The sequence below is a fragment of the Trichlorobacter sp. genome, from assembly GCF_030247655.1.
GTDB lineage: Bacteria > Desulfobacterota > Desulfuromonadia > Geobacterales > Pseudopelobacteraceae > Trichlorobacter.
In genome coordinates this window covers 1-2,179 of record NZ_JAOTRZ010000324.1, presented here as the reverse complement: position 1 = coordinate 2,179, position 2,179 = coordinate 1, and the positions used below count along the sequence as shown (strand labels likewise).

The 2,179-nt window shown below is 54.4% G+C and carries 3 protein-coding genes; all 3 read right to left on the bottom strand.

The genetic code is table 11. The features are described 5' to 3' along the window. On the bottom strand, positions 1–601 hold a 601-nt coding region (locus OEL57_RS16280; protein WP_300741934.1), incomplete at its 3' end, for a translation initiation factor IF-2 N-terminal domain-containing protein. After that, a complete protein-coding gene (locus tag OEL57_RS16275) occupies positions 598–1,209 on the bottom strand; it encodes a DUF448 domain-containing protein (RefSeq protein WP_300741933.1) in 612 nt (203 codons plus the stop codon). The genes OEL57_RS16275 and OEL57_RS16280, both read right to left, overlap by 4 nt. 3 nt (positions 1,210–1,212) lie before the next feature. Beyond that, on the bottom strand, positions 1,213–2,179 hold a 967-nt coding region (gene nusA / locus OEL57_RS16270; RefSeq protein WP_300741931.1), incomplete at its 5' end, for a transcription termination factor NusA.

Sequence of the window (2,179 nt, the reverse complement as noted above, 5' to 3'; positions counted from 1 at the left end):
GACCAGGACCACTGTTCGGCTCACGACGATAGGGGCGCGATTCCTGCGTTATCGGGATCTCAATCATCCCCAGAATACGGGCCTGGGTTGCACTGGCACGCTCTGGTTGTGGCGGAATGACCGGAGCAACCACAGCAGGCTTGGCAGGCTCTTGCACAACAGCATCTACCGGAGCTGATACGCTCGGTTCAGGACGAGGCTCAACCAGATCAGCAACGGGAGCAGGCTCGCTCACCACCGGAGCAACAACCGCCTCAACTGCTTTTTTCACCACCGATACCCGCTCAGGAATAACAGGGGCAACTCTTTCAACCACCTTGACAGGAGGAGCGGCAACAGGCTCAACGACAACCGGAGCTTCAACCTCTGGCTCTGGTGTTGCTGAAGGCCTTGAGCGACGACGAACAATATTCGACGCAACGCGAACTTCTTCTGGACCTGCTTCCGCTGGCTTGAATGCCATTAGCTTGGCTGCCGCGTCATCTTCCACGGTGGAGGTTCCGGCCTTGACGTCGTAGCCCAACGTCTTCAACCTGGCAAGCACCTCCTTGGTGTCTATGCCCAGCTTTTCCGCAAGATTGCTTACCCGGGTCTTACTCATCGACCGCTCTCCTCCTCCAGGTAGTTCCTGTATCGCTCAATTTCCTTAACAAGTGACTGTGCAAAGCCGCCCGACATCACGGCTACAGCGCTTCGATCCGACTCTTTACCCACCAGTTGTCCCAGAATATCCTTGGACAAAACCTTCACCACCGGCACAGCAGACCGCGCTGCGATACCTGCAAGCTTTTCTGCAATTGCCGGTGATATATCCGTTGCCAGCACCAACAGGCGCGGCAGTTTTGACCCTTTAAGGGACCGCTCAATGGCTTCACCACCGGACACCGTTGCTCCGGCCTTGTTTGCCAATGCAAGATAGCCGCTGATCCGTTGTTCCATAATCTGCTGTAAAAGGGCTGTCAGTATTGGGCCATCTACTACTGCTGCCGCCCCTTTAAATGTGCGACTGAATTGCCGTTTGGCAACCGCATCCTGCACACACCGCCGTGATTGGCAAAGATACGCGCCACGACCGGGCAGCTTTCCTTCCAGATCCGGTGTAACCGTACCATCCGGGGCCAGCACAAAGCGGAGAAACGTTCCTTTATCCCCAGTGCGACGGCAGGCGATGCAGCTGCGTTGTGGCCCTGTCCCATCAAGAGGACTCATAGGCTAGGCTGCCAGCTCCTCTTCAGGTTGCTGCAGGCTTGCCTCTGCCTCTGCTTCAGCAGACAGCTCTTCCGGTTCTTCTTCAACCTGGGTACCATCGAAGGAGGCGAATTCATCAATATCAGCTTCTTCGTCGGTTTTACCCTCACCCTTGATATCGATCCGACAACCGGTCAGACGGGCTGCAAGACTAACGTTCTGGCCACGCTTGCCAATGGCAAGAGACAATTGATCATCCGGTACAATAACTTCAAGGGTACGCTGTTCTTCATCCATAAAGACCTTAACGACTTGAGCCGGAGAGAGTGCGTTGCAGACAAAACGGGCAACATCAACTGACCAGGGAATAATATCAATCTTCTCGCCCCGCAGTTCAGAAACCACATTCTGGACCCGAGAACCACGCATACCAACGCAGGCACCAACCGGATCAATATCACGATCATTGGAAGCAACCGCAATCTTGGCACGGCTGCCTGGATCGCGGACCACATTGACAATCTCAACCAGACCTTCGCTGATTTCAGGCACTTCAGCCTCAAACAGTTTAGCCAGCATCTGGGGATGGGTGCGGGACAGAATGATCTGAGGTCCTTTGGTGGTCATGGCGATGTCGGTAATAATAGCGCGAATCCGGTCACCGGGACGGTACACTTCGCGGGGCATCTGTTCTTTGCCTGTTAAAATCGCCTCAGCACGACCAAGATCAATCAACAGATCACCACGCTCAAAACGACGCACTTGGCCGGTCACGATCTCCCACTGGCGATCTTTATACTCGTTAAAGACGGTCTCACGCTCAGCTTCACGCACCTTCTGGATAATAACCTGCTTGGCAGTCTGGGCAGCAATCCGGCCAAAATCGCCAGAATCAATCTTCTCACCCAGTTCATCACCAATTTCGCACTCAGGGTCCATTTCACGGGCTTCGTCCAGAGAAATCTCGGTATAGGAATCCACCACCTCTTCC